Annotated in this window: 1 protein-coding gene; it reads left to right on the top strand. The window is 69.5% G+C overall.

Annotated features, from left to right (window positions below; translation table 11 throughout):
- Nucleotides 1-64 precede the first annotated feature (64 nt).
- Nucleotides 65-1,488 (top strand): MFS transporter (locus ACWGI8_RS44200; protein ID WP_453669258.1); only part of this gene is annotated, 1,424 nt, incomplete at its 3' end.

The following is a 1,488-nucleotide window of genomic DNA, read 5'->3' as shown; positions in this document are numbered from 1 at the left end:
GTCGTTTCGGAATCGGACATCCGATTCCGCTTTCCACTTTAACCCACAGGAGCGGATACCTCCCATGGCCACGCCTCCCGATTCGGCGTTATCGCCCGACCCGCTGCGCTGGAAGGCGCTGATCGTCCTGGCCGCGGCACAGCTGATGGTCGTCCTCGACGCCTCCATCGTGAATGTCGCCCTGCCGTCGATCCAGCGGGATCTCCACTTCAGTGACGCCAACGTCCAGTGGATCGTCAACGCCTACGCTCTCGCCTTCGGCGGCTTCCTGCTGCTCGGCGGTCGCACCGCCGACCTGTTCGGGCGGCGCCGGGTGTTCATGACCGGCCTCGGCCTCTTCTCCGCGGCGTCGCTGCTCGGGGGCCTGGCCCCCACCGCGGGCTGGCTGATCGCCGCACGCGCGGGCCAGGGCCTCGGCGCCGCGATCATCGCGCCGGCCGCGCTGTCCATCGTCACCACGACCTTCACCGAAGGGGCCGAACGCAACAAGGCCCTCGGCATCTGGGGCGCACTCGCCGGAGCGGGCGGCGCCATCGGCGTTCTGCTCGGCGGAGTGCTCACCGAGTGGGCCGGCTGGGAATGGGTGATGTTCGTCAACGTGCCGATCGGTCTCGCCGCGGCCGTTCTCACCCCGCGGTTCGTCCGCGAGAGCCGCGGCCACGAACGCACCGGCGTGGACTTCGCCGGTGCCGCGCTGGTCACCGGCGGACTCGGCGTCCTGGTCTACGCCCTCGTCGACGCCGAACGTGCCGGCTGGGGCTCCACGCGGACCATCGGCCTGCTGGCGCTGTCCGTTGTGCTGCTGCTGGTTTTCGTCGTCGTCGAACTGCGCGTCGTCACGCACCCGGTGATGCCGCTGCGGATCTTCCGCAACCGCAACGTCTCCAGCGCCAACGTCGTCTCCCTGCTGGTGGGCGCCGCCCTGCTGTCGATGTTCTTCTTCATCTCTCTGTACCTGCAACTGGTCCTCGGGTTCTCGGCTCTGGAAGCCGGGCTCTCCTACCTTCCGCTGTCGGCGGCGACCATCTTCGCGGCCGGGGCCGCCTCGCAGCTGGTGACGAAGGTCGGGCCGAGGCCGATCCTGCTGGTCGGCCTGGTGCTGACCACGGCGGGCCTGCTGCTGTTCACCCGTATCTCGGCCGACGGGACCTTCGTCGGAGATGTCCTGCTGCCGTCGGTGGTCGTGGCCCTGGGACTCGGGTTCTCCTTCGTACCCGTGACCATCGTCGCGGTCGCCGGCGTCACACCGCAGGAGTCGGGACTCGCCTCCGGCCTGATCAACACGACCCAGCAGATCGGTGGCGCCCTGGGCCTCGCGGTGCTCTCCTCCGTGGCCAACGCCCACATCAACGAGCTGCTGGAAGGCCGGCGTCCGGACGCTGCCGCCGTGGCGGACGCGACGACCGAGGGATTCCAGCTGGCCTTCGCCATCGGAGCCGGCTTCGCCCTGCTCGGTGTGGTGATCACCCTGCTGGCCGTGCCCAGGAC

It is taken from the genome of Streptomyces sp. NPDC054841 (assembly GCF_053611045.1).
The sequence above is the reverse complement of the archived record's forward strand: the minus strand, read 5'-3'. Positions and strand labels throughout refer to the sequence as shown.